This window comes from Salipiger sp. HF18, from assembly GCF_011806505.1.
In the GTDB taxonomy this organism is placed as follows: domain Bacteria; phylum Pseudomonadota; class Alphaproteobacteria; order Rhodobacterales; family Rhodobacteraceae; genus Salipiger; species Salipiger thiooxidans.
The window spans coordinates 1-797 of sequence record NZ_JAATOS010000913.1; the positions used below are offsets into that span (position 1 = coordinate 1).

Consider the following 797-nt stretch of genomic DNA (forward strand, 5'->3'; position numbering starts at 1 on the left):
GCAGCGGGGGCGAACTGCGTTCAGGAAACAACATCTTGCCGGCGACGTCCCGCCATGGGTCCGGCCGGTCAATCTCTCAAACGGGGGCTTGAGCCATGGAAGAGGCAGCCACGGGCGGAGCGTTCAGCGCAATCCTGAACGGCTTGGCTTGGTTCTTCGGCAATATTGCCATGTCCTTCTACAATCTCGGCTACGCGCTGACCCATCCCGCCAGCTGGCTGGACTGGTCGAACAGCGAGTCGGTGATGCGCTTCGTCTACTACGGCGCGTCGGTCGAACTGTTCTTCGTCATCCTCACCACCCTGATCGTGCTCACGGCCATCGGCATGTGGCGGCACAGCGTGATGTGGGGGATGGTCCGCGGGCTCGAGGCCTTTCACAACACCGTCGGACGGGTCGCCGCCTGGGCGGGCCTCATCATGGTGCTGCAGCAGGTCATCATCATCTTCGTGCAGCGCATCTTCGCGCGGCCGGACATCTCGTTCGGCTTCGGCGTGCCGGTGACCTTCGACGTCAGCTGGTGGTCGGAAGAGCTCAAGCTCTACAACGCCATGATCGTCGCGCTCTGCCTGGCCTACACCTTCGTGCAGGGCGGGCACGTGCGGGTCGACCTTCTTTACGCACCGGCCAAGTACCGCACGAAGAAGGTCATCGACATGTTCGGCAGCCTCGTCTTCATGATGCCGATGGCGGGGCTGATGTGGCTCTATTCGTGGTACTTCCTCTGGCGCCACCTGATCGTGCCCAAGCCCTCGGCCTCGGAAGGGCTCGAGCGGCTGGTGATGAAGGCCCGCGCG

The 797-nt window shown here is 63.2% G+C and carries 1 protein-coding gene; it reads left to right on the forward strand.

What is annotated here, in order from left to right:
- Window positions 1-95: 95 nt before the first annotated feature.
- A partial coding sequence (locus HC022_RS27940; protein ID WP_167454534.1) for a TRAP transporter small permease subunit occupies window positions 96-797 on the forward strand: 702 nt, incomplete at its 3' end.